We start from the raw sequence: 22,039 nt of genomic DNA on the forward strand, positions 1-22,039 counted from the left end.
TTAACCCTCCGCCGAGCGACCCTTCTGAGGGAACAAGCCTCGGGGTTTCTTCTGAATAAAGAGAATGATGAATACCAGTACTAGGATTTTCGCCAGAACGGCACCAGCCCAAGGCTCCATCACTTTGTTAGCAATACCAAGCGACATACCTGCCACCAAAGTACCCCACAAATTACCGACACCACCAAACACCACGACCATAAAAGAGTCGATAATGTACGCTTGCCCTAAGTTAGGACCGACGTTAGTTAATTGGCTGAGTGCTACACCTGCAATGCCTGCGATACCCGAACCTAAGCCGAACGTCATGGCATCAACCCACTCGGATTTCACACCCATTGAACGTGCCATATTGCGGTTTTGAGACACAGCACGAACTTCAATACCGAGTCGGGTATAACGTAATACAGCGAACAACATGGCAAAGACGATTAAGCAGAAAATAATGATGTAGAAACGGTTAAGCGTCAGACTCAGTAGTGGGTTAATTTCAATGACACCTTGCATCCATTCTGGGGTAGAAACAGAACGGTTCAGAGGTGAGAAGATGGTACGCACGGCTTGTTGAAGCACCAAACTGATACCAAATGTCGCCAGTAACGTTTCCAATGGACGTCCGTACAAGTGACGAATTACAGTCCGTTCAATTAAAACCCCGACAGCACCGGACACCAAAAATGCCACAGGTATTGAAACAATAATCGACCAACCAATATGATTTGGCATCAGCGTTTGAATGACATACGTCGTGTACGCACCCAGCATGATCAGTTCGCCATGGGCCATGTTGATGATGCCCATAACACCAAAGGTAATCGCCAAACCAATCGCTGCCAACACAAGAACAGAACCCAGACTTAGGCCAAAGAACAAAGTTTCACCAAACTGCGCCATACTGACGCGCTGCTCTATTAACCCAAGCGCTTTATTTGTTGCTTCGGTTAACGTTTGGTTTGGCTCAGTGGACAAAAACTGAGTGAGCGCATTACGAGCCGTTGGTTGATAGCTGTCACCCAGAGTTGCAATAGCGGCCAACTGTTCATCTTGTGTACTGCTGTGTTCCAGTTGATAAATCGCCAACGCGGTGTCCAATACTTGCTGTACGTCCGAATCGGTTTCTGTACTCCGCGCCTGTTGCAACATCGCGTAACTTTGAGCGTCAAGCTCACCCATCAGTTGGGTAACGGCATCAATTCTCTTATGTTCATCAGGATGGCGAATATTAAGTGCCGCCAACTGAAGCTTGATCTCCCCACGGAGTTGGTTGTTAATGCCCACTTTTTTGACTGAGCGGCGTTTTACTTGTTGTGCTGGTGTCGATTCTGCGGCGAAAAGTGGAGTGACTAAATATTTGGAGCCTTGTTTCTCGACGATTTTGACCAGCTGCTTGGAATCTTTATCAAAGTAAATGTCGCCCGCTAATAGTAAATTTAAAACGTCAACTGCACGCTCATCACCACTATCACCAATGTTTGCGACAGCGATGCTGACTTGATCATAATCTCGGGTGGTGAGTCGTTGCAGTTCACTCTCGAAATTAGTAGCAGAAGCGAAGGTTTGAGCCGTTAAGAATATGCTAGAGAGTGCAACGAAAATACCAAGGCCACCTTTAGAAAGACAACCAAACAAACGGCTAAATCGTTGCATAACAAATGCATGAAATATCATTTGAGAGCCTCTGTTAAGTAGAATACGCATCTCAGAGAGAATGAGTAAAATGTAAGTCCAATTGGATGACAGCGTTACTGTCAACTTAGTGAGTACATATCAAGTAACGCTGAAATAAACATGAAGAACTGGACTCTATGACAGGAGTCGTTCTAAAAACCCGTTAGTAGTTTTGACCAGAACATTTGCCTGTTTTGATGTTGTAGTTACCGCATGACAACGGTTGACGCCAATCAGAGATAAGGTCTTTTGAGCCTGGTAAGAAATCCGACCATGCATCACCAGCAACTAGGCCAGACGTTTGCCATACGGTTTCAAATTGACCATCATCCTGAATCTCGCCCAACAGTACTGGCTTAGTGATGTGGTGGTTAGGCATCATTGCTGAGTAACCACCAGTCAAGTTTGGTACCGTCACCCCGATCAAGGCATCACCGACCACAGAAGGATCCGTTGTACCGGCTTTTTTCACGGCCTCAACCCACATGTTGAAACCGATATAATGCGCTTCCATTGGGTCATTGGTGACACGTTCATCGTCTTTAATGAATTTATGCCACTGCTCAATGAACTCGTCGTTCGCGTCAGATTCAACGCTCATGAAGTAGTTCCAAGCTGCCAAGTGGCCAACCAACGAAGACGTATCCATACCAGAAAGTTCTTCTTCACCTACGGAGAATGCAACGACAGGGATATCGCTGGCTGAAATACCTTGGTTACCCAACTCTTTGTAGAACGGAACATTTGCATCGCCGTTGATGGTTGATACCACAGCGGTTTTCTTACCTGCGGAACCAAACTTTTTGATATCTGACACAATGGACTGCCAATCAGAGTGACCAAACGGTGTGTAGTTGATCATGATGTCAGCATCCGTCACACCCTTCTCTTTCAAATACGCTTCTAGGATTTTATTAGTCGTGCGCGGGTAAACGTAGTCGGTTCCAGCCAGCACCCAACGCTTAACACCTTGCTCTAACAAGTAGTCAACGGCTGGAATAGCTTGCTGGTTTGGCGCAGCGCCGGTGTAAAAAACATTTTTAGACGATTCTTCACCCTCATATTGCACTGGGTAGAAAAGTAAGCTGTCGAGCTCTTCAAAAACGGGCAATACCGATTTACGGGATACTGATGTCCAACAGCCAAAGACCGCATCCACTTTGTCTTTCGAGATCAGCTCACGTGCTTTTTCAGCAAACATTGGCCAGTTAGAGGCAGGGTCAACAACGACCGCTTCAAGTTTCTTACCTAACAAGCCACCTTTTTTGTTCTGCTCATCAATCAGCATTAACATAGTGTCTTTAAGAGTGGTTTCGCTGATTGCCATCGTGCCGGATAGTGAGTGCAGAACACCAACTTTAATGGTGTCTTCATCTGCCATTACGTATCCACTAAAGAGTGACGCTGCTAGTACTGAAGTCGCTAAGAAATTCCGTTTCATTCGTCTTCTTCCTTAAAGTAAATTTGCAAAAAATTAAAACGTTGTAAATCTGGTTCATTCAATGCCCTTGAAGACATGACGATAACCAAGTGATTGAAATCGTGATGTCGGAATGAACGAGGTTCAGTATCAGCCAGATTGAATCATTTGAATATGCGCAGTTAGCGCAGCAAAACTACGCACAATTACGCATGGAGAGATGTAATAAAAAGAGCTATATTTGTGGAGCACAGGATGTGCGTAACATAGTATGAAAATAACGGATATGCCTGCCACCTGTATGACATCACGTTATACGTCACTTGAAGGCAAGTAGTACTGTATATCTCAAGGAAAGAGAGTTATTAACACACAACAAGTTCCCATCACTCGACGTCGATACAATAAACTGGTTGGTAACGAGTTACTGGAAGATTTCGCGTTGCGATTTACGGCAAAGCGCGCACGTAAATGGTCAGCGAGTTGGATTGCGAATACTGCGTTAGGCATTGTGTCGTTTTTAGTCCTTGAAGCGCTTGGTGGCACCATCACACTCAACTACGGGGTTATCAATTCGCTTTGGGCGATTTTAGCCGTAGCGCTAGTGGTAATTTTTTCCGGTATTCCTATCTGCTACTACGCCGCCAAACACGGCGTTGATATTGATTTGCTCAGTCGTGGGGCTGGGTTTGGCTATATCGGCTCAACGATCGTCTCTTTGATTTACGCATCGTTTACCTTTATTTTTTTCGCCTTAGAAGCCTCCATCATGTCCATGGCTATCGAGCTTCTGTTTGGCATTCCCATTGCCATTGCTTATGTGATCAGTGCGGTCATCGTCATTCCGCTCGTCGTATTGGGGATTACCAATATCGGCCGCTTTCAAATGTGGTCCCAACCGATTTGGCTAGCCTTACAGATCACCCCTCTTATCTATTTATTTACCCATCAAGACGCTAACATCAGTGAATGGTTGAGCTATGCGGGTGTCAATGATGCAAGTACCGATTTCAATTGGTTACTATTTGGCTCAGCCTCAGCCGTTCTCCTGTCTGTGGTTGCACAAATAGGTGAACAAGTCGACTTTTTACGTTTCCTGCCCGAGAAAGAAAAGTGCGGCAAACTCAAATGGTGGAGTGCAATGCTACTCGGTGGTCCTGGCTGGATGATTTTTGGCTCAATGAAGCTCGTGCTTGGGAGTTTTCTAGCGTGGTTTGCCATTAGCCAAGGCGTGTTACCCAATCTCGCAGCCGACCCTGCTCACATGTACTTTAATGTGTTTACTTTTACGACCGATAACACCCAACTGGCATTATTGGCCGCCGGCTTATTCGTGATTATTTCTCAGTTGAAAATCAACGTTGCCAACGCCTACGCCGGCTCACTCGCTTGGTCTAACTTTTTCTCTCGCCTGACTCACCACCACCCAGGTCGCGTTGTCTGGGTTGTGTTTAATGTCTTTATCGCATTACTGTTGATGGAGCTTGGCGTCTATCAACTGCTTGAAAAAACCTTACAGATCTATTCTGTACTCGTTCTTGCGTGGGTTGGCTCCGTTGTCGCAGATTTAGTTGTGAACAAACCTCTAGGGCTAAGTCCTAAAACCATCGAGTTTAAACGCTCAAAACTGTATGACATTAATCCGGTTGGTGTCGGCTCTATGTTGATTGCATCGGTGGTTGGAATTACGGCTCATCTCAATTTTTATGGTGAGATGATCAACGCTTTCGCATCCTATATAGCATTTGCATTACCATTTATTACGGCTCCGCTCATTGCACTACTTACTCGCAGTCGCTATTACCTGGTTGAAAATAACGTGATCGTAACCAGCTCAGAAGAAACCCATCAGTGCACGGTTTGCGAGCTGACGTTTGAAAAAGAAGACATGGCGCTCTGCCCCGCTTACGGTGGCCATATTTGCTCACTGTGCTGCTCACTTGATGTCCGCTGTCATGACCAATGCCGACCACAAGCGACGTTTAGTGCACAAGTAAAAGACTTACTTTCACCCTATTTGCCAGCCAACTGGGTAAACAGTGTGTCTTCTACTCTGGCGCAGTTTGTCGTCGTGATGCTTATCGTGACCGTCGCAATGGGCTGTATTCTTACATTGGCGTATTCACAAATTCCCGGGCTTGAACAAGCGACATGGATGTAATTTCTGGAGGCTTAATCAAATCGTTCGCGTTATTGTTGATTCCCATTGGTGTCATCAGCTGGTTGCTGGTCTTAGCTCGAACAAGCAGCAGAACCGCGTTAATGGAGTTACAATCACACACAACATTGTTGACCACAGAAATCAACGCACACCAGAAAACCTCTCTCGCATTGGAGCAAGCCAAACGCTCTGCGGAAACCGCAAACAATGCAAAAAGTCGGTATTTGGCGAGCTTAAGTCATGAGTTGAGGACACCGCTTAACATCCTACTCGGCTACGCACAGCTATTGCGTACAGATCAAACATCTAATCAACAAACCCGCGATTATGCTGACGTGTTAAAACGTAACGGTAAACATCTTTCCGATATGATTGAGGGCCTACTAGAAATCTCTAAAATTGAAGCAGGAAGATTAGAGTTACATCGTGATGAGTTCTCCCTAACCGCCCTGCTCGACCAACTCGTTGATATGTTCTCGATGCAAGCAAAACGCAAAGGACTTGAGTTTGAATACGAAGTGTCTGGCTATCTACCCAAGTTTGTTGCTGCAGATAAACAACGCTTGCGCCAAATCTTGATCAACCTGCTAGGCAATGCGGTAAAATATACCGAGCAAGGCAAAATCACCTTCAAAGTTCGTTATCGTAATCAAGTGGTTCACTTCAGTGTTCAGGACACGGGTATTGGTTTATCTGAACAGGATTTGGAGCTGATTTTCAAACCCTTTGAACGAATAAAGAACCAAAAAACGATGGCAATCAATGGCTCTGGACTGGGGCTCACTATCTCAAACGCCCTAGCGGAACTGATGGGCGGAGAAATATCCTGCACCAGCCAAGTCAATTACGGCAGTGCCTTTGTGTTGAAGTTGATGCTTCCTGAAGTCCTAGAAGGTACGGTTGAGCCTGAGGTATTGGATGACACTATTATTGGCTACTCTGGAAAACGTCAGACCATCTTAGTGGTGGACGATATCGACGATCAACGACAATTAATTGCTCGCATTCTTCAACCATTGGGTTTTAACGTGCTCACTGCAGAAAACGCACCGCAAGCCTTAAAAATGGTCAAAACACATCATATTGATTTGTTCTTACTTGATATCTTTATGCCACAAATGAATGGCTGGCAATTAGCCATTCAGCTAAGAAAAGAGCATTACCGACAACCGATTATGATGCTTTCAGCTAACATACAAGAACTGGAAATACACAACCAACTTGCCCGTTATCATAATGACTATTTAACAAAGCCAGTTTCGGTTCCGATGTTGCTTGCTAAATTGTATCGTTTACTGGATATCGAATGGCTCTATGAAGAAGAAGTCGCACCGGAAGAGAAAAACCCAGAGGCTCTAGATGACCCAGAGGCAGCGCAAACCAATCCGACTCCGAGCTACCAACAATTAGTACGTATGCGGGAGTACGCCGCAATTGGTTTTTTGTCAGCAGTAAGCAATGAGCTAGAAACCATGATTCAAATGCACGCCGCGAGTGATGATTGGTTGTCTGAACTAAAACAAAATCTACAAGAATGTAATTTTAACAATATTATCGCGCAAATAGATGGACTGATAAATGAGCATTATAACAACCAATAACATCATCGTATTAGTCGTCGATGACTCACCGGAATCACTTGGGATGTTAAATGCGACGCTAAATCAAGCGGGGCTTACCGTTCTTGTCGCGACGAGCGGGTTTCAGGCACTTACCATCATCGAAAAAGTACAACCAGATGTTATCTTACTAGATGCCATCATGCCTGAAATGGACGGGTTTGATACTTGTGTCAAACTTAAGGAATCCCTCCCTTCAACACCGATTATTTTTATGACCGGATTGAATGACTCCAAACATGTCATACAAGGATTTGAATCTGGCGGCACAGATTACATCACTAAACCCGTCGTTCCTGACGAAGTGTTGGCTCGAATTAAGGTGCACAGTCAGTCTGCTCGTCTTGCAAAGTCGGCTCAAGCCGCCCTAGACTACGCAGGACAATACATATTCTGTGTCTCCAATAACGGAAATCTGGAATGGGCAACGCCCCATGCTCAAGAGCTGTTGTGCGACCTAGGTGATGATTTGTCTGAAACCTGGCAAAAAATCCAGCAAGATATCGCCATTTGGCTAATGCAATCTCCCGCGGACTCTTCGTTGCCATTAACTCAGTTTACCCCGAGCTTAGAAGCAAGCTACGCTGGGGACTACAATGGCATTCACTCGCTTGTCCGGATTTCTACCCCAAAACAAAATGGTTCAGAGAAAGATCTGCAAACGCATTTGGGTCTAACAAAACGCGAATCTCAGGTGCTGTATTGGCTCTCTTTTGCTAAAACGAACTGGGAAATCGCCCAGATATTAGAAATGAGCCCACGCACTGTGCATAAGCATCTTGAGCAGGTATACAAAAAACTGGACGTCGATAACCGTACAGCTGCTGCAAGCATATCGATCAGAATTTTAGAGCGGGCAAGCTAGCTTGAACGAGAAGCCAATGAAGGCAGAGAAAGGGACTGTCGGTGGAAATTAAAGTTCGAGGCTTTTTACGTAGTTTGCCTTTTGCTCTAACAAGGTTTTGCCCCGAAGTGTTTTAAGATGCATGGTTTGCTTGATAAGTTTTGGTAATACTTTTAGGCCCTAACTAGAATTTGCTAGACTTAGGTAAAGAGCACATCATGGTGGCCGAATGAACTACTTTGCAGAGGACCCCTTCTAGGTAATGTAAACCTGGAGGGTAAATGAAAAAACTAAAGCAACAGTACCGAAGTCATGTCAAAGCGCAAGGGGCTTATCTATGGGATGTGTATCCTAGCGTACGTAGTGGAACTCACAAGCATTTTTCAACCAAGCAGGAGAAGAGCTACTATTTTCTCCACAAAGTTGAGTGTCGTGAATATCCAATCAAGCTGCGAGCAGCTAGAGGAAAATCACTGGCTAATCCGTGGGATGATTACCCTGCACACGTATATGACGTTGCTAAGTGTTGGAAGCATAATTCGAAAAGGCGTCACCAATACTACAAGTAAACATTATCAAGCCTCGCCAATGCGAGGCTTATTTGTATCCGTCAGTTTGTTCACTAAGGTGTACTAACCCGTATTTGCCCCATTCAGTGTTTAGAACACATGAAACCATCATGAGATTAATTTGTGCAGCAGCTTGCTGCACAAATAGGAAATTGCCTGCTTCATCAAATGTCCAACAGGCTGTTGGACAAACTCTAGTATCCAATTGTGCAAGAGGGTCTTGCACAATTGCGAAACAACCTGTTTCGTGAATTATTTCTGCCCCTTTCTGTTGTAGCATCGAATCCAATACACATTCTGCCAATGTGCGTTTGGCTTACTAAAATTTATTCGATGAAGTCTAAATGTTAGACATTCTAAAATTATGCGCCATTTTGCAGTATAATCTTCCATGCTTCTAGCTAACATGCTGATTATCAATTGAGTTACGATAAGAACGACCGCATTATTGAACGATAAAAGACGGCTAAAAGCCGTATAGAAAGCGTTATGCCTAAGGAGATATTGGTGACATTCCCAGAAAACCCAAGTATTGATATTGTAAAGGGCTACTTGGAGCTTTGGCACACATTGGATAGTTACACTCTTCAAGAAAAGTCGTTGGAAAACCTGTTTAAAAAATTTTGTCCTCAGAACGACAAAATAGAAGATGTATTGCTAAAGGTTAGTGCTCTCAATGACTTTTATAGTACTAATATCTACGATACTTACTCAGTTTCAAAGCATATACTTGGTTTGAGCATTGATGAGAAGCTTAACCAAGGTTGTCTAGGTTTGGTTGATGAAGTTGCACCTATTGAAATCAAAGGTAAAACCCGAAGATTCTATTCTTTTGCTACTAAGTATTGTAGTCACCATAAACCCAATGATTACCCAATTTATGATTCATATGTAGAAAAAATGCTCATGCATTTCAAGAGGCGGGATTCCTTTTGTCAGTTTAAAAAAGATGATCTTAAAAACTATCGCATATTCGTTCAAATAATTAAGGCATTTAGTCGGTACTACTCTTTGGAAGAGTTCAGCTTAAGAGAAATTGATATTTATTTATGGCTTGCTGGAAAAAAGCATTTCCCAAATAGATATTAGGCATAACAAAGCGTTTAAGGCAGATTCGCAACGCGTGGCATTCTCAGTTTAAATTGAGTTTTGTGTTTACAGTGCCTTAGGTTAGGTTTAGTGGTAGCGTTGCTCACTACTTAACGCGGCGTTATATGCCAATCGGGGATTATAAGGAAAATCATGCAATTGGAACTAGATGGTTACTATCTTCGTTCACTGGATGTGGAAGATAAGGAAGCATTTTACAAGTGGTCACGTGACCGTGAAGTTACACTTTATAGTCTTTCTTCATACGCGTACCCTCAATCCAAATCAGATATCGAAAAATGGCTTTTATCCATAAATTCAAACCCTAAAAATGTCTCTTTTGGTATATGTAGTAACGAGAATGATCAGCTACTTGGATATGCTGGTATATCTGGGATCAGTACTCTAAATCGTAGTGGTGAATACTTCATTCTTATTGGAGAAAAAAGTTATTGGGGTAAGGGGATTGGTACATCAGTAACAAAAATTGTAACAGATTACGCTATACGAACTCTTGGTTTACACAGAGTTCAGCTTACAGCAAGTTCTCTTAATTACGGTGCAATTAAGGCTTATGAAAATGCAGGTTATAAACATGAGGGTGTGATGCGACAATCAGGTTTTCGTAATGGTGAATTTGTCGATAAAGTCCTAATGTCAGTTCTGTCTACAGAGTGGTCAGGCATATAACAAACGACTAAGGTTTCAAGATACTTTTTCTTATCTGAAATGATGCCACTACATAATTTGAGCTAAGAAGCTTTTGTCCAAAAATGAGTTTCAAACTTTAATGACCTCCGACAGGTACAACTGCTAAGAATACCCGCAAAGAAACAAAAAAACCGAGCCAGTGCGTCTTACTGGCTCGGTTTTTATAGAGGTCGCATCACTTAAAGCAAAAACGCACCATAGACGAGGCTTGCGCAGATCACATACGTCGGATGCACTTTGAATTTTTCCAAGCACAGACCCGCGACCACAAATAGCAACGCAAAATGTCCCCAACCGGCTTCGCCACCAGACATCACCAGTTTGTAACTCAGTAACAGCATCAGCGTGAAGATGATCGGTAATACCCACGCACCTAGCGCTTTCACTTTTGGTGAATTACGATATTTGTACAACACACTCATTGCCACAATCATAATGATGATGGTTGGCGCAACGGTTGCAAGCACGGCAATACAAGCCCCTAACGTACCCCCTACTTCGTAACCAATGTACCCCGCCATTTTAGTCGCGATTGGACTTGGAAGTGCGTTACCCAAAGCAAGCACTTCGGCGAATTGACTGGCGTCCATCCACCCATACTGACCAACGACCTGTGCTTCAATCAGCGGGATGATCGCAGGACCACCGCCGTAACCAACGATGTTAGGAATAAAAAAGGCCAAAAAGATGTCGATATAAAGTTGCATGTTTATCCCTTTTTATTCTCTGGATTCAAAGTGTTTGCTGTTTTAGGCTTTGGGGCTGGTTTCACCAATACTGCTAATAGCACTGCAGCTACCACCAGCCCTGGATGTACATTCAGCACCACGATAAACAACAATGACAGCGCAATACCGACTCCAGTGGCGATCATGCCAAGGGCCTTGTAGCCTTTGATCAAAAAGTCATACGTGAGTTTTGCCATCATCCAAGAAACAACCGGCAAAACGCCTTGTGCCATACCAGCAACCCATGGCTTATCACGGTATTCATTAAGCAGCCCTAAACCCGCAATCATGACGATGATGAGAGGAATAATGGTCATTATGACAGCGTTTATACACCCTATAGTGCCACCCACTTTATAACCAATGTAACCCGCCATTTTGGTTGCGATAGGCCCTGGCAAGGTGTTACCAATCGCGAGCACATTGGCAAACTCATCGTCTTCCATCCACTTATAGTTGTCGACCACTTCTTTGTGGACCAAAGGGATCATCGTGGGGCCGCCACCAAATCCAAACAAGCCAATACGAAAAAATGCACTGGCGAGGTCTAACTGCTTACTCATTTTTGCCTCTATCCTTAAAAATTAACAGGTTAATGGTTGGATTAGCCCGTTTATAATTTGTTTGGGTATATATTAATATACCGTCTGCTCTAGCCATATTATATGTGGACTCACGATCCAACTCTCTTTGGGCTCTGCGAGCATGGTCTCTATATCGCTTAATTCAAAATGCCTGTCATCGTAAACACAAACAAACGTCTGGTCACCAACAGCTAACTGATGGTTTTCTCCGTAGGAGGTGTAGCATGGCGCACCAATCGCGATCGTAATTTGGTTAGGCTGATTGGCTTGTTTAAGCACAGAATGAATATCATGCATCGCGCCACTGTCACCCTGCTGATTAATCGTCTCAATTAACCAGTCGATCAAAGACTGATAAAAGACGTTATATTCCGTAACGGAGACGTCTTGACTGCATAGCTGCCACTCGCCATTTCGAGCATGAAACCCACACAATCGAAGATGATCGAGTAAACTTCCTTCCAAAAAAGAATCAATGTTCAATTGTTGTTCAGCCAGTCCTTTACTGCTCGCCCCCCAGTTTTTCTTCTCTGCTAACTTCGATACCGCTTTATTTCGGTACGTCGCGTCATTAATGAGCGTCAGTGCATGCGGCTTTAAATCGGTGACGTTGCCTTGCTCTGAATACGACACATCACATTTAAACGCAAGCTCAGGCTCAATTTGTACGACCGCGTCTTCGTCCTCAGGAAGAATCAAACTCGATGCACTAAAAGGCATCTGTTCCAGGTAGCGATGTTCACTTTTGCAAGCAAACATCGGGAACAGCGCACGAGGTCGCTGAGCGGCTTGCAATTCCGCTTTTGCCTGTTCGCTAAACGCAGCGATCTCACCAGTCTGCGCTAAGTAGCCCGGTGAGTTGCCTGCAATTCCAAACACAACTGGCGTTGTCATCGCGTGTTCATTAGCCATTAATTAGCAAGCTCCTGTTGCGCGAGGATCATTTGCGTTAAACACTCCAGCGCAACACCCACATCACCTTCCAGCACGCTTTCCAGCGGGTTATGACTGATGCCTTTATCACAACGGACAAACAACATGCCAACTTTAGTCAAATGGACCATAGCCAATGCATCATGTCCGGCACCGCTTGGCAGGTAAACTGGATCTGCTCCCGTCACTCGCGCCACGATATCCCCCCACTGATGCTGCAATGAGGCATCGCAAGGCACGGCATCTGCTTGGTACAACAAGGTTTCGGAGAAAGTCACTTGGCGACGCCGAGCGATCACGTTAAGTTCAGTCAGTAGGTCGTCACAGCCGAGTTCTAGATCCGTTTGCTCAAGGCTGCGAATATCCAAGGTAAAGTTAACCTCACCAGGAATCACATTGACAGAGCCAGGAGCGACTTCACACTTACCGACGGTTGCGACAACGTTGTTTTCAGTCGCATATTGTTCGATCGTCGTGATCATTTCTGCCACCGCGCACAAAGCATCCATACGCATCCCCATAGGCACAGTACCAGAGTGCCCCGCTAAGCCTTTGACATTAAATTGAAAGCGTTTTGCTCCTGCGATTCCGGTTACTACTCCAACCGGTTGGTTCTCAGCTTCTAGGACTGGCCCTTGCTCAATATGCACTTCTAAGTAGGATTTAACTTCCTCTGCAACACGGCGATCTTCCCCAACCGAGTCTGGACATAAACCAAAGGCAACCATCGCTTCTGACATTGACGTGCTATCTTGATCTTTGAGTGACAACCAGTTTGTGTCAAATACACCCGCAACCGCACTAGAGCCAATCAAGGTGCTGTTAAAACGTGTGCCTTCTTCATCAGCGAACGCGACCACATCAACATGAAATGGCAACTCGACACTCTTAAGCAGCTCTAACGCAGAGATTCCGAGTAAAATACCTAAGTTGCCGTCATATTTTCCCGCATTGGTGACAGTGTCACTATGTGAGCCAATGATCAGCGTCGGTTGGGTTGGATTGGTCGCGACTTTTCTTCCCCATTGGTTTCCAACGCTGTCTTGCCAGGTTTCTAGACCGGCTTGTTCCATCCACACAGCGAGCTGGGCGTGAGCTTGTTTGTGCTCGTTAGATAAATACGTACGCTCCAATCCACCTTCCAATGATGTGAAAGTCGCGAGTATATCAGCACGCTTCATTACCGTTTCGGCATTGATATTCTTCATCCTTGAATCACTCTCTATTTGGGGGATTAAACGTAGTGTTCCATTGCTGCAATCACGGCTTCGCCTGGGACAATTTTCGCTTTATTGCGCACAAGAATCGCTTCCAACGCGGCAAGCGTAGTCAGCACCGCTTCTTGGCGCGCGTTATAACCCATTGTGCCAATGCGCCAGATTTTGCCATCTAGCGGACCAAATGAAGTGCCAATCTCGATACCGAAGCTATGAAGCAATTCTTGGCGCACTTTGTTGCCATCCACTTCTTTTGGGATATACACACCCACAACGTTGTTCATTTTGTATTTCTGATTGCCGAACAGCTCCAAACCCATTGCTCTAAGGCCACTTGCCATCGCATCACCCGCTTGCTTGTGGCGAGCAATCACGTTGTCTGCGCCTTCTTCTAGGTAAATACGTGCACATTCACGCGCTGCATACAGCATGCTTGTTGCTTCAGTGTGATGGTTTAGACGCTCAGGTCCCCAATAATCCATGATCATCGACAAATCGAAGTAGTTAGAACGAATTACTTCGTCTTCACCTGCTTGGTGGTGGTCCGCTCGGATACCCGCTTCAACATGCTTACGACGGTTGATTAGCTCAGCGCACTGGTCGCTTAATGTGATTGGCGCACTGCCCGAAGGACCGCCTAAACACTTTTGTAGTCCCGCAGAAACCGCATCTAGGTTCCATTCGTCAACTTTAAGATCGTTACCCGCAATCGACGCCGTTGCATCACAGTAGAACAACACACCGTGACGTTTACAGATTTCGCCAAATTCGGCCAAAGGCTGATTCATCGTCGTCGAAGTATCACCTTGTACGGTGGCGAGGAGTTTTGGTTGAAACTCTTTAATCGCTTTTTCTACTTGCTCTGGTGAGCACACTTCACCCCATTCAACATTGATGGTTTGTACCTTTGCCCCAACACGGTCTGCAATTTCGCAAAGTAGATGGCCGAAACGACCAATAATAGGAATCAGAACTTTGTCGCCGGGTTTGATGACTGAAACCAGTACAGCTTCAATACCTGATCGAGCTGTGCCATCAACCAGCATGGTTTGTTGGTTTTGTGTTTCGAATACACCGCGATACAGAGACTGAACTTGAGTCATGTACCCCGTCATAACAGGGTCATACTGGCCAATTAGAGCCTGAGAAATCGCTTGATGAACACGTGGATAGGCGTTAATTGGGCCAGGACCCATCAACAAACGTTGTGGTGGGTTCAAAGTTTCAAATAGCGTTTGAGTTGTCATTATCTCTCTCCTAAAAATATGTCGCCATTGCTGCGAGGGTCGCTCGTAGCGTCTGCCTTTCCTTGCAGATCTAGGGTTATCGCTCCCGCATGTCCCATCAGTTCACTCAAGTTTTCAACCTGAGTTACCTCGTGGCCCATTTGCGTTAATGTTTGCGCGTATTCTGTATGTAGGTCTTCTTCAAGACGTAAATTGTTTGTCGTGTCACCCCATGTCCGCCCCAATAACCAACGCGGCATCGACACGGCTTGTTGCAGCGACATGTTTTGATAAATGTGGCGGCTGAATAAGCACGCTTGAGTTTGTGGTTGCCCCTCTCCGCCCATGGTTCCATAAACCATGCGGCGACCATCCTTTAATTCCGCATAAGCAGGATTTAAGGTATGGAACGGTTTTTTCCCCGCCACTAATGTATTGTGATGTTCAGTGTCCAATGAGAAGCTTTTGCCTCTAACATTCCACATGATTCCGCTCGACGGAAGGACTAAGCCAGAGCCAAACTCCCAGTACACACTTTGGATAAAGCTCACCATGGAGCCATATTGATCCGTCGCACCCATCCAAATGGTATCGCCTGGTTTCGCCTGATAAGGCCATGGCTGCGCTTGGGTTAAAGAAATACGTTCAGCGCATTGAGTGACGACACTGTCATCTAGGTATTCTTGCAGCGGTTTGTCTAAATAGCGTTCATCTGTCACCACTTTATCGCGGATAATGAACGCCTGTTTTGTCGCTTCAACCAACAAATGTATGTGGTCAAGCTCCGTGGTTGCCTGTTCCGCTAAGCGATCGTATATCGCTAAAATCAATAGCGATGCCAATCCTTGCGTTGGAGCACCTAGATTGAACAGCTGACCTTTTGATGTCTCAACGTTCAAAGGCTGAGTCACCAAGGCTTGGTGCTGGTGGAAATCTTCAAGCGTTAAAGGGCTTCCTGCTTCTTGCAGCTCTTTTGCCGCCTGCTCTGCAATCTCACCACGGTAGAAGTCATCCAAACCAACTTCTGCTAATCTCTCGAGCGTTTTTGCCAATGCTGGGTTTACAATCGTCGCGCCAAGTTTTAGCGTGTTTCCATCATCAAGAAATAAACGGCTAAATTCAGGAAGATCTTTTAAGCGATCAAAGGTTTTTACGCTCGCATCAACAAGGCTTTGCGTCACTTCAATGCCGTTTCTCGCGGCATCAATCGAAGGTTGTAAGAGTGTGCTGAGTGACAGCGATCCACCGTTGATTTCCAATGCTTTTTGCCAGCCCGCCACCGTGCCAGCCATGGTAATTGACGCTTCTCCGCCCTTTTCAGGTAATTCGTCACCCAACGTTCGGTAATGATCTGGGTCAATGGATAATGCTGCTGCTCCGCACGCGTCAATCGCAACGGGCGCTTCTCCCGCTTTACTGATCAGCCAAAAACCGTCTCCGCCAATACCATTCATGTGTGGGTATTGTACCGCGACCATTGATGCCGCTGCGACCATCGCTTCTGACGCGGTTCCGCCTTGTTCTAAAATTTGTTTTCCCACCTCGGTGGCTTTGTAATGTGGGGCGGTAAATGCGGTTTGAAACACCATTAAGCTTCTCCTAGGATTAACGACGATGCGGTTGCAATTAAATCATATTCTCGGTTTGCTGAACCCAATAGCGAAACACCACAAGGTCCGTTGGCAATGTTCGTCATTGGGATATGAAGTTGAGGGAAGCCACTTAAACCCGCGAGACTCGTTAATCCCATTAGGTCTGAACGGTATTGAGCTAAGTCTGCATCCGCAGTCGTAAGCTTAGGTGGTTTTCCTGGTGTGGTAGGTAATACCCATAACACATCACTACTGGTCAGTTGGCCCGCTAACCACTGCGTGAATTTCGTTTGCTGCTCTTTTGCATTGAGGTAGTCTTGCTTCGAAATGGTACGAGCCCATTCGACTCGTTCTTGAATCGCAGGAGCCAGCGTATGTCCGTAATCATCCAACCATGAGCCGTGGCGAGCAATGATTTCATAGCCTTGAACGGTTCGGAATAAAGCACTCAAGTCACCGAGTTCATAACCAGCCTCTTGTAATGCATTGCGATATTCCAGTTGAATACCTGCACGCTTCGCCCACCGTTCCAACTCAGCCTGGCGTTCTGAGCCGAGGGTCTTTGTTAAGCTCTCATCAAGCATCAAAGTTGTTGCGACTGTGTGGCGACGTTTATTCGGACTTAGGCAAGAAAATACCTTATTAAGTATGGTTAAGTTTTTGCTGAACACACCCGCGGTATCGAAACTTTCCGCTAACGTAAAGCTATGCTCCAAGGGCAATTGTCCTAATGTCGGGCGAAGACCGAATAATCCGCAGTAGCTAGCAGGAACACGAACCGAGCCGCCAGTATCCGTTCCGATAGAGAAGTCAACATCTCCTTTTGCGACCGCAACCGCACTGCCACTTGAAGAACCACCTGGTAAACAGTCAGGAGCTAAAGGATTAACAGGCGTGCCGTAATGAACATTGATACCATTTAAACTGTATGCAAGTTCATCGGTTTGAACTCGACCATGACATTCTGCGCCATTGTTTAAAAGTGAAAGAATTAACGGGGATGTACTTTCTGCTTTATCGTGCGTTTCTAGCCATTTCGGGTTTCCCGCACCGGTTCTGAACCCTTGTACGTCAAACAGATCTTTGAAAACAAAACGCAAACCGTTTAATGCGCCTTGTTGCAAGGCCGCTAACGTTTTAGGTCCTTGAGTACAATAAATACGTGTATCGATTTCCATCTTTCATTCCTTTGAAGTAAGCAAGCAAGTAATAGCAGCGTTACTCGCTTGCTTTAGTCTTTACGCTGGTGGTTTAAATCAATTTAATACCAGACATAAAGCAGTTCTTATTATCATTGTCTTACTTGGTTCTTCTATGAACTCATTGTTTTGCTAACGCAGCTTTAGATACCCAAGACAAACGTTTTTCCATGAGCAGTTTGTACACTATTGCAGAAACCAGACCACCAATAAATAGTGCGTAATTTGCAAGCTCAGTAACAAAGAAGGTTGCAATGATAGCCGCAATACTTGCGATAACTAGCGCATAGACACTGTTCATATTAACGCCATTTTTGTACCAGTACTGACCTTGCGGAGATTCAGTGTAAAGAGAAGGAACATGAATATCGCCCTTCTTCACAATGAAGTAATCAACAATGATGATGCCATATAGTGGACCAATCATCGCGGCCAGTACATCAACCGTGTAGTGAATCACCTCAGGGTTGTTAAACAGGTTCCATGGTGTTAGCAAGATTGAACCGAATGCCGCCACAAAGCCACCCATTTTGAAGCTAATTTTTTGTGGTGAAACATTCGAAAAATCGAACGCTGGTGCCACAAAGTTAGCTACGATATTGATACCCACAGTTGCAAAGATAAAGGTTAATGCACCAAGTACCGTAATTAGGCCTGAATCAAGACGTTTTACTGTTTCAACGGGGTCAACAATCATCTCACCAAACACCGGGATTGAAGCAGACACGATGACAACGCTAAACAAAGAGAAAACGATAAAGTTAACTGGTAGACCTAATAAATTACCGAATTTCAGATCCTTGTAGCTTGTACAGTAACGCGAGAAGTCACTGAAGTTAAGTGTTGGTCCCGCAAAGTAACCTGCTACCAATGCCGTCGCAATAACCATTTGTACGATTGCATCGCTACCCACCAATGTCTCTTTACCCAAGTTAAAGCTGATGTTATCCCAACCGGCTAAGTTGATCATATAAGCACATAGCGCAAACATCGCGATGTAAATTGCAGGGCCTGACCAATCAATCACTTTACGAATCATGTCCATACCAAACATAAACACTATCGCTTGCAGGATCCACATTGAGCTGAAACCAACCCAACCTAAGTAGGATAAACCTATAAACGAATCATTCGCTAAGCTTTCCATCGACGGGAAAAAGTACAGCAACAGAATAATAAACGAGCTTGACGCCAAATAGGTTTGAATACCGTACCACACCACTGCGATAATACCTCGAATTACAGCGGGGATATTGGCACCAAATACACCGAAGGACATACGTGCAACCACAGGGAATGGGACACCTGCTTTTTGCCCCGGCTTACCCATCAAGTTAGCAAAAACTAAAACAATGGAGATACCTGCTAATAAACTGATAAACACCTGAATGCCATTTAATCCAAGTGCGAATAAACTGGCTGCAAATACATACCCTCCTACACTGTGTACATCAGACATCCAAAAAGCAAAGATGCTATACCATCCCCACTTTTGATCTTTCTCTGGCGCTAAATCTGCGTTGCTTAGCCGTGGGCTAACTGGCAATTCCTTTTTCATAATCATATTTCCTTATTACATTGTATACAATGCTAAATACAATTTGCATGCCAATAATGGAAACACCCGCCACTCAAGGGGTTTATCGATTTTGATCGTAAATATCACAAAAAACATGCACTACATTCGCGCGTAACGCCTCTTTTTGGTGCTTGCTTACCCTTTGTGTGACAAACTAACGCGCAGTTCAGTGAGATATGCGTACACAAACATTTGCAGTCAAAGCTATACTCCACACAGTTCCAGGCCCACATTGTATACAATATTATGATCGTGGTTGTTTCATGGTATATATATTGCTTGAATACAAAAGATGAAAAATATGGTTCAAATAACTATGTCAAATGATGAAAGAATCTATCAGCAAATATTAAAGGCTATTGTTGAACACAAACTTAAGCCAGGAGAGCGACTTCCTGAAGATAAACTGTCTGAAGCTTTCGGTGTCAGCAGAACAGGCATTAGAAAGGTACTGCAACGCCTGTCATTGGAAAAGTTTGTGGTTATTCAACCTAATAAAGGCGCGCACGTGAATAAACCGAGCAAAGCTGAAGCCGAAGAAGTGTTAAATAGTCGTATCCTACTAGAGCCGCTTCTTATTACAGACATCGTGCGCGGTTGGGATGAAGAGCAGTCGCACCATTTACGCTCTATCGTCAGCCAAGAACAAAAAGCGGAAGAGCATGGCGACTTAGCTGAGTCAATTCAGCTCACCGCGAAGTTTCATTATGAACTGGCTAAGCAATCAGGAAACTCTGTATTGGCTTCGTTCATCGAACAACTGTGTTACCGCTCATCACTCGTCATCGCAGCTTTTGGGTCAAAGCATAGTGTGAGCTGTGATTGTGGCTCCCATTCTGACCTGATTGAACTGCTCGATGATGGTCAACACCAACAAGCAGAACAATGGATGAGGCATCACTTAACGATGATTAAATCGTCGCTAGATCTTGATACCTCACCAAAAGAACCGATTAATTTTCAAAAGCTTTTTTCTGAGGTGGACTCGTAAATGAAGATCAACTTAATCAACCCGAATACTTGCCAAGGTATGACGGATAAAATCGCTATCAGTGCTAACAGTATCGCGCTGCCGACGACGCAAATTATCGCCTCTTCACCACAGCATGGTCCCGAAAGTATAGAGTGTGCATTCGACGAAACACTCGCAGCCGCAGCCCTGCTTGATGTGATCCGTTCGGGCGAAGAACAAGGGGTTGATGCACATATCATCGCTTGCTTTGGTGACCCTGCTTTAGATGCTGCTCGAGAAATTGCCACGAAGCCCGTGATTGGTATCGCTGGCGCTGCATTCCAATTAGCGAGCTTGGTGTCTTACCGTTTTGGTGTTGTGACCACAATGACAAGAACGCTGCCTGCAAGTGCACATTTGCTTCAGCGATACGGCTATGAGCACCTATGCAGTGGAGTACGCGCAACCGATATTCCTGTTTTAGAGCTAGAGTCTTTGAGCATGCAAACCTATCAGCTCCTTGCCGATGAATGTCGCAAAGCAATCAAAGAAGATGGCGCCGAAGCGATTGTTCTTGGTTGCGCAGGCATGTCTGATCTAGCCAATGAGCTTTCAGACGAATTGAATGTTCCCGTTATTGATGGCGTTACAGCAGCCGTGAAATTGGCGGAGTCACTCCACCAGCTCAAACTGACAACATCGAAAAGCGGCCAATATGCGGCACCATTAGTGAAGCCTATTCACGGCATGTTCAACCACTGGAATCGATAATACCGAGCAGACTTCAAAGTTTACGCTCAGCTTTGATCAAGGTTTGGGTCGACACATAACCACCCCGATTTTTTACAACTATTTTATACCAAGGTTTACTTTATGGACGAAAATAACCCTCACGGCCTCTCTCTTCAAGACAATAATAATCCTCGAGATTATATCGGCTATGGACGCAACAACCTTCCCTATGCTAACTGGCCGAACAAAGCAAAAATCGCGGTACAATTCGTACTCAATTATGAAGAAGGTGGCGAAAACTGCGTGCTCCACGGTGACGAGCATTCAGAAACATTCTTATCTGAAATCGCAGGTGCGGAAGCCTATAAAGACAGACACATGAGCATGGAATCGCTTTATGAATATGGTTCCCGTGTGGGTGTCTGGCGTATTTTAAACGAATTCAAAAAGCGTGGTCTTCCGCTCACCGTATTTGGCGTGGCGACAGCGCTACAAAGAAACCCTGAAGTGACCAAAGCGATCATCGAAGAGGGTCACGAAATCGCCTGTCATGGATTGAAGTGGCTGCACTATCAGAATGCGCCGATAGACGTTGAGCGTGAGCACATGCAACAAGCTCTCGATATCATTGAGTCTCTGACTGGCACACGTCCAATTGGTTGGTATACGGGTCGTGATTCCCCAAATACGCGTGAGCTTGTTGCCGAACAAGATGGGTTGCTATATGACTCAGATTATTACGGTGACGACCTGCCATTTTGGATGCAAGTCCCAGACAAACACAATGAAGGCAGTACAAGACCTCATCTGATTGTGCCTTATACGCTCGACACCAATGATATGCGTTTCTCTTCGCCTTACGGGTTCAGCCACGGCGACGAATTTTTTGAGTATCTGAAAGATTCCTTTGATTGTCTGTACGAAGAAGGCACGGAAACGCCTAAAATGATGTCGGTTGGCTTGCACTGCCGCGTAATTGGAAAGCCAGGTCGATTTAAAGCGCTGAAGCGCTTCTTAGATTATATTCAATCGCACGATGCCGTTTGGGTAGCGACCCGAGAAGACATCGCAAGGCACTGGATTGAGAACCATCCAGCGTAAAACATAAGTAACGCAATAATAGTATCGAGCTTGAGAGAGGTGCCAAACAATCTCGATTGAGTTCTCACCTTTTGGTATTGACAATCTATCAATAACGAACCGTTATTCTGTGATT

General features: G+C 45.0%; 19 protein-coding genes. 9 read left to right on the plus strand and 10 right to left on the minus strand.

Annotated elements, in window-relative coordinates; genetic code table 11:
• Together urtB and urtA are read right to left on the minus strand one after the other, a co-directional pair.
• A complete protein-coding gene (urtB, locus tag SU60_RS03850; protein WP_052481480.1) occupies window positions 1-1,647 on the minus strand; it encodes an urea ABC transporter permease subunit UrtB in 1,647 nt (548 codons plus the stop codon).
• A 184-nt stretch (window positions 1,648-1,831) separates the two neighbouring features.
• Complete coding sequence (gene urtA, locus SU60_RS03855; RefSeq protein ID WP_245228348.1) at window positions 1,832-3,049, minus strand: urea ABC transporter substrate-binding protein; 1,218 nt, start codon at window positions 3,047-3,049, stop codon at window positions 1,832-1,834.
• A 481-nt stretch (window positions 3,050-3,530) separates the two neighbouring features.
• Here urtA and SU60_RS22220 point away from each other — a divergent pair, with 481 nt between their 5' ends.
• From SU60_RS22220 to SU60_RS03885, 6 genes are all read left to right on the plus strand, one after another.
• Window positions 3,531-5,249 (plus strand): purine-cytosine permease family protein, encoded by a 1,719-nt coding sequence (locus tag SU60_RS22220; RefSeq protein WP_245228344.1) that lies wholly within the window; start codon window positions 3,531-3,533, stop codon window positions 5,247-5,249.
• On the plus strand, window positions 5,240-6,850 hold the full coding sequence (locus SU60_RS22225) for an ATP-binding protein (RefSeq protein WP_245228345.1): 1,611 nt from the start codon (window positions 5,240-5,242) through the stop codon (window positions 6,848-6,850). Before SU60_RS22220 ends, SU60_RS22225 begins: the two co-directional genes overlap by 10 nt.
• Window positions 6,828-7,733, plus strand: a complete 906-nt coding sequence (locus SU60_RS03865; protein WP_041154399.1) for a response regulator transcription factor — start codon at window positions 6,828-6,830, stop codon at window positions 7,731-7,733. Before SU60_RS22225 ends, SU60_RS03865 begins: the two co-directional genes overlap by 23 nt.
• A 260-nt stretch (window positions 7,734-7,993) precedes the next feature.
• Window positions 7,994-8,281: a hypothetical protein gene (locus tag SU60_RS03870; protein ID WP_041154400.1), complete on the plus strand. Its 288-nt coding sequence runs from the start codon at window positions 7,994-7,996 to the stop codon at window positions 8,279-8,281.
• 507 nt (window positions 8,282-8,788) lie between these two features.
• Window positions 8,789-9,370 carry a hypothetical protein gene (locus SU60_RS03880; RefSeq protein ID WP_209419664.1) on the plus strand — a complete coding sequence of 194 codons (582 nt, stop codon included), beginning with the start codon at window positions 8,789-8,791 and terminating at the stop codon, window positions 9,368-9,370.
• A gap of 153 nt (window positions 9,371-9,523) precedes the next feature.
• On the plus strand, window positions 9,524-10,060 hold the full coding sequence (locus SU60_RS03885; protein ID WP_041154403.1) for a GNAT family N-acetyltransferase: 537 nt from the start codon (window positions 9,524-9,526) through the stop codon (window positions 10,058-10,060).
• Window positions 10,061-10,260: 200 nt separating this feature from the next.
• Here the strand turns inward: SU60_RS03885 and SU60_RS03890 are convergent, their stop codons facing one another.
• The 8 genes from SU60_RS03890 to SU60_RS03925 all read right to left on the minus strand — a co-directional run bounded on the left by SU60_RS03890 (window position 10,261) and on the right by SU60_RS03925 (window position 19,118).
• Window positions 10,261-10,788, minus strand: coding sequence for a chromate transporter (locus SU60_RS03890; protein WP_041154404.1), 528 nt, complete (start codon window positions 10,786-10,788; stop codon window positions 10,261-10,263).
• 2 nt (window positions 10,789-10,790) lie between these two features.
• Window positions 10,791-11,372: a chromate transporter gene (locus SU60_RS03895; protein WP_041154405.1), complete on the minus strand. Its 582-nt coding sequence runs from the start codon at window positions 11,370-11,372 to the stop codon at window positions 10,791-10,793.
• Window positions 11,373-11,444: 72 nt separating this feature from the next.
• Entirely contained in the window at window positions 11,445-12,305 is an 861-nt protein-coding gene (locus SU60_RS03900) for a DUF5718 family protein (RefSeq protein ID WP_041154406.1), read from the minus strand.
• A complete protein-coding gene (locus SU60_RS03905) occupies window positions 12,305-13,534 on the minus strand; it encodes an allantoate amidohydrolase (RefSeq protein ID WP_041154407.1) in 1,230 nt (409 codons plus the stop codon). The genes SU60_RS03900 and SU60_RS03905 overlap by 1 nt, the downstream gene beginning before the upstream one ends.
• A 26-nt stretch (window positions 13,535-13,560) precedes the next feature.
• On the minus strand, window positions 13,561-14,790 hold the full coding sequence (locus tag SU60_RS03910) for a pyridoxal-phosphate-dependent aminotransferase family protein (protein WP_041154408.1): 1,230 nt from the start codon (window positions 14,788-14,790) through the stop codon (window positions 13,561-13,563).
• Entirely contained in the window at window positions 14,790-16,355 is a 1,566-nt protein-coding gene (locus SU60_RS03915; RefSeq protein ID WP_209419665.1) for a gamma-glutamyltransferase family protein, read from the minus strand. The genes SU60_RS03910 and SU60_RS03915 overlap by 1 nt, the downstream gene beginning before the upstream one ends.
• Window positions 16,356-16,357: 2 nt before the next feature.
• Complete coding sequence (locus SU60_RS03920) at window positions 16,358-17,539, minus strand: amidase (protein ID WP_041154410.1); 1,182 nt, start codon at window positions 17,537-17,539, stop codon at window positions 16,358-16,360.
• 142 nt (window positions 17,540-17,681) lie between these two features.
• On the minus strand, window positions 17,682-19,118 hold the full coding sequence (locus SU60_RS03925; protein WP_041154411.1) for an NCS1 family nucleobase:cation symporter-1: 1,437 nt from the start codon (window positions 19,116-19,118) through the stop codon (window positions 17,682-17,684).
• A gap of 322 nt (window positions 19,119-19,440) precedes the next feature.
• Here SU60_RS03925 and SU60_RS03930 point away from each other — a divergent pair, with 322 nt between their 5' ends.
• From SU60_RS03930 to puuE, 3 genes are all read left to right on the plus strand, one after another.
• Entirely contained in the window at window positions 19,441-20,130 is a 690-nt protein-coding gene (locus SU60_RS03930; RefSeq protein ID WP_245228346.1) for a GntR family transcriptional regulator, read from the plus strand.
• Entirely contained in the window at window positions 20,131-20,862 is a 732-nt protein-coding gene (locus tag SU60_RS03935) for an aspartate/glutamate racemase family protein (RefSeq protein WP_041154412.1), read from the plus strand.
• Between the two features lie 102 nt (window positions 20,863-20,964).
• A complete protein-coding gene (puuE, locus tag SU60_RS03940) occupies window positions 20,965-21,924 on the plus strand; it encodes an allantoinase PuuE (protein ID WP_052481477.1) in 960 nt (319 codons plus the stop codon).
• Window positions 21,925-22,039: the final 115 nt, after the last annotated feature.

Origin of the sequence: Vibrio mytili, assembly GCF_000830505.1 — a bacterium.
Lineage (GTDB): Bacteria > Pseudomonadota > Gammaproteobacteria > Enterobacterales > Vibrionaceae > Vibrio > Vibrio mytili.

Coding starts and splice junctions, on each gene's coding strand:
- urtB (WP_052481480.1), bottom strand. CDS start 1,647: ATGCAACGATTTAGCCGTTTGTTTGGTTGTCTTTCTAAAGGTGGCCTT.
- urtA (WP_245228348.1), bottom strand. CDS start 3,049: ATGGCAGATGAAGACACCATTAAAGTTGGTGTTCTGCACTCACTATCC.
- SU60_RS22225 (WP_245228345.1), top strand. CDS start 5,240: ATGGATGTAATTTCTGGAGGCTTAATCAAATCGTTCGCGTTATTGTTG.
- SU60_RS03865 (WP_041154399.1), top strand. CDS start 6,828: ATGAGCATTATAACAACCAATAACATCATCGTATTAGTCGTCGATGAC.
- SU60_RS03870 (WP_041154400.1), top strand. CDS start 7,994: ATGAAAAAACTAAAGCAACAGTACCGAAGTCATGTCAAAGCGCAAGGG.
- SU60_RS03885 (WP_041154403.1), top strand. CDS start 9,524: ATGCAATTGGAACTAGATGGTTACTATCTTCGTTCACTGGATGTGGAA.
- SU60_RS03890 (WP_041154404.1), bottom strand. CDS start 10,788: ATGCAACTTTATATCGACATCTTTTTGGCCTTTTTTATTCCTAACATC.
- SU60_RS03895 (WP_041154405.1), bottom strand. CDS start 11,372: ATGAGTAAGCAGTTAGACCTCGCCAGTGCATTTTTTCGTATTGGCTTG.
- SU60_RS03900 (WP_041154406.1), bottom strand. CDS start 12,305: ATGGCTAATGAACACGCGATGACAACGCCAGTTGTGTTTGGAATTGCA.
- SU60_RS03905 (WP_041154407.1), bottom strand. CDS start 13,534: ATGAAGAATATCAATGCCGAAACGGTAATGAAGCGTGCTGATATACTC.
- SU60_RS03910 (WP_041154408.1), bottom strand. CDS start 14,790: ATGACAACTCAAACGCTATTTGAAACTTTGAACCCACCACAACGTTTG.
- SU60_RS03920 (WP_041154410.1), bottom strand. CDS start 17,539: ATGGAAATCGATACACGTATTTATTGTACTCAAGGACCTAAAACGTTA.
- SU60_RS03925 (WP_041154411.1), bottom strand. CDS start 19,118: ATGAAAAAGGAATTGCCAGTTAGCCCACGGCTAAGCAACGCAGATTTA.
- SU60_RS03930 (WP_245228346.1), top strand. CDS start 19,441: ATGGTTCAAATAACTATGTCAAATGATGAAAGAATCTATCAGCAAATA.
- SU60_RS03935 (WP_041154412.1), top strand. CDS start 20,131: ATGAAGATCAACTTAATCAACCCGAATACTTGCCAAGGTATGACGGAT.
- puuE (WP_052481477.1), top strand. CDS start 20,965: ATGGACGAAAATAACCCTCACGGCCTCTCTCTTCAAGACAATAATAAT.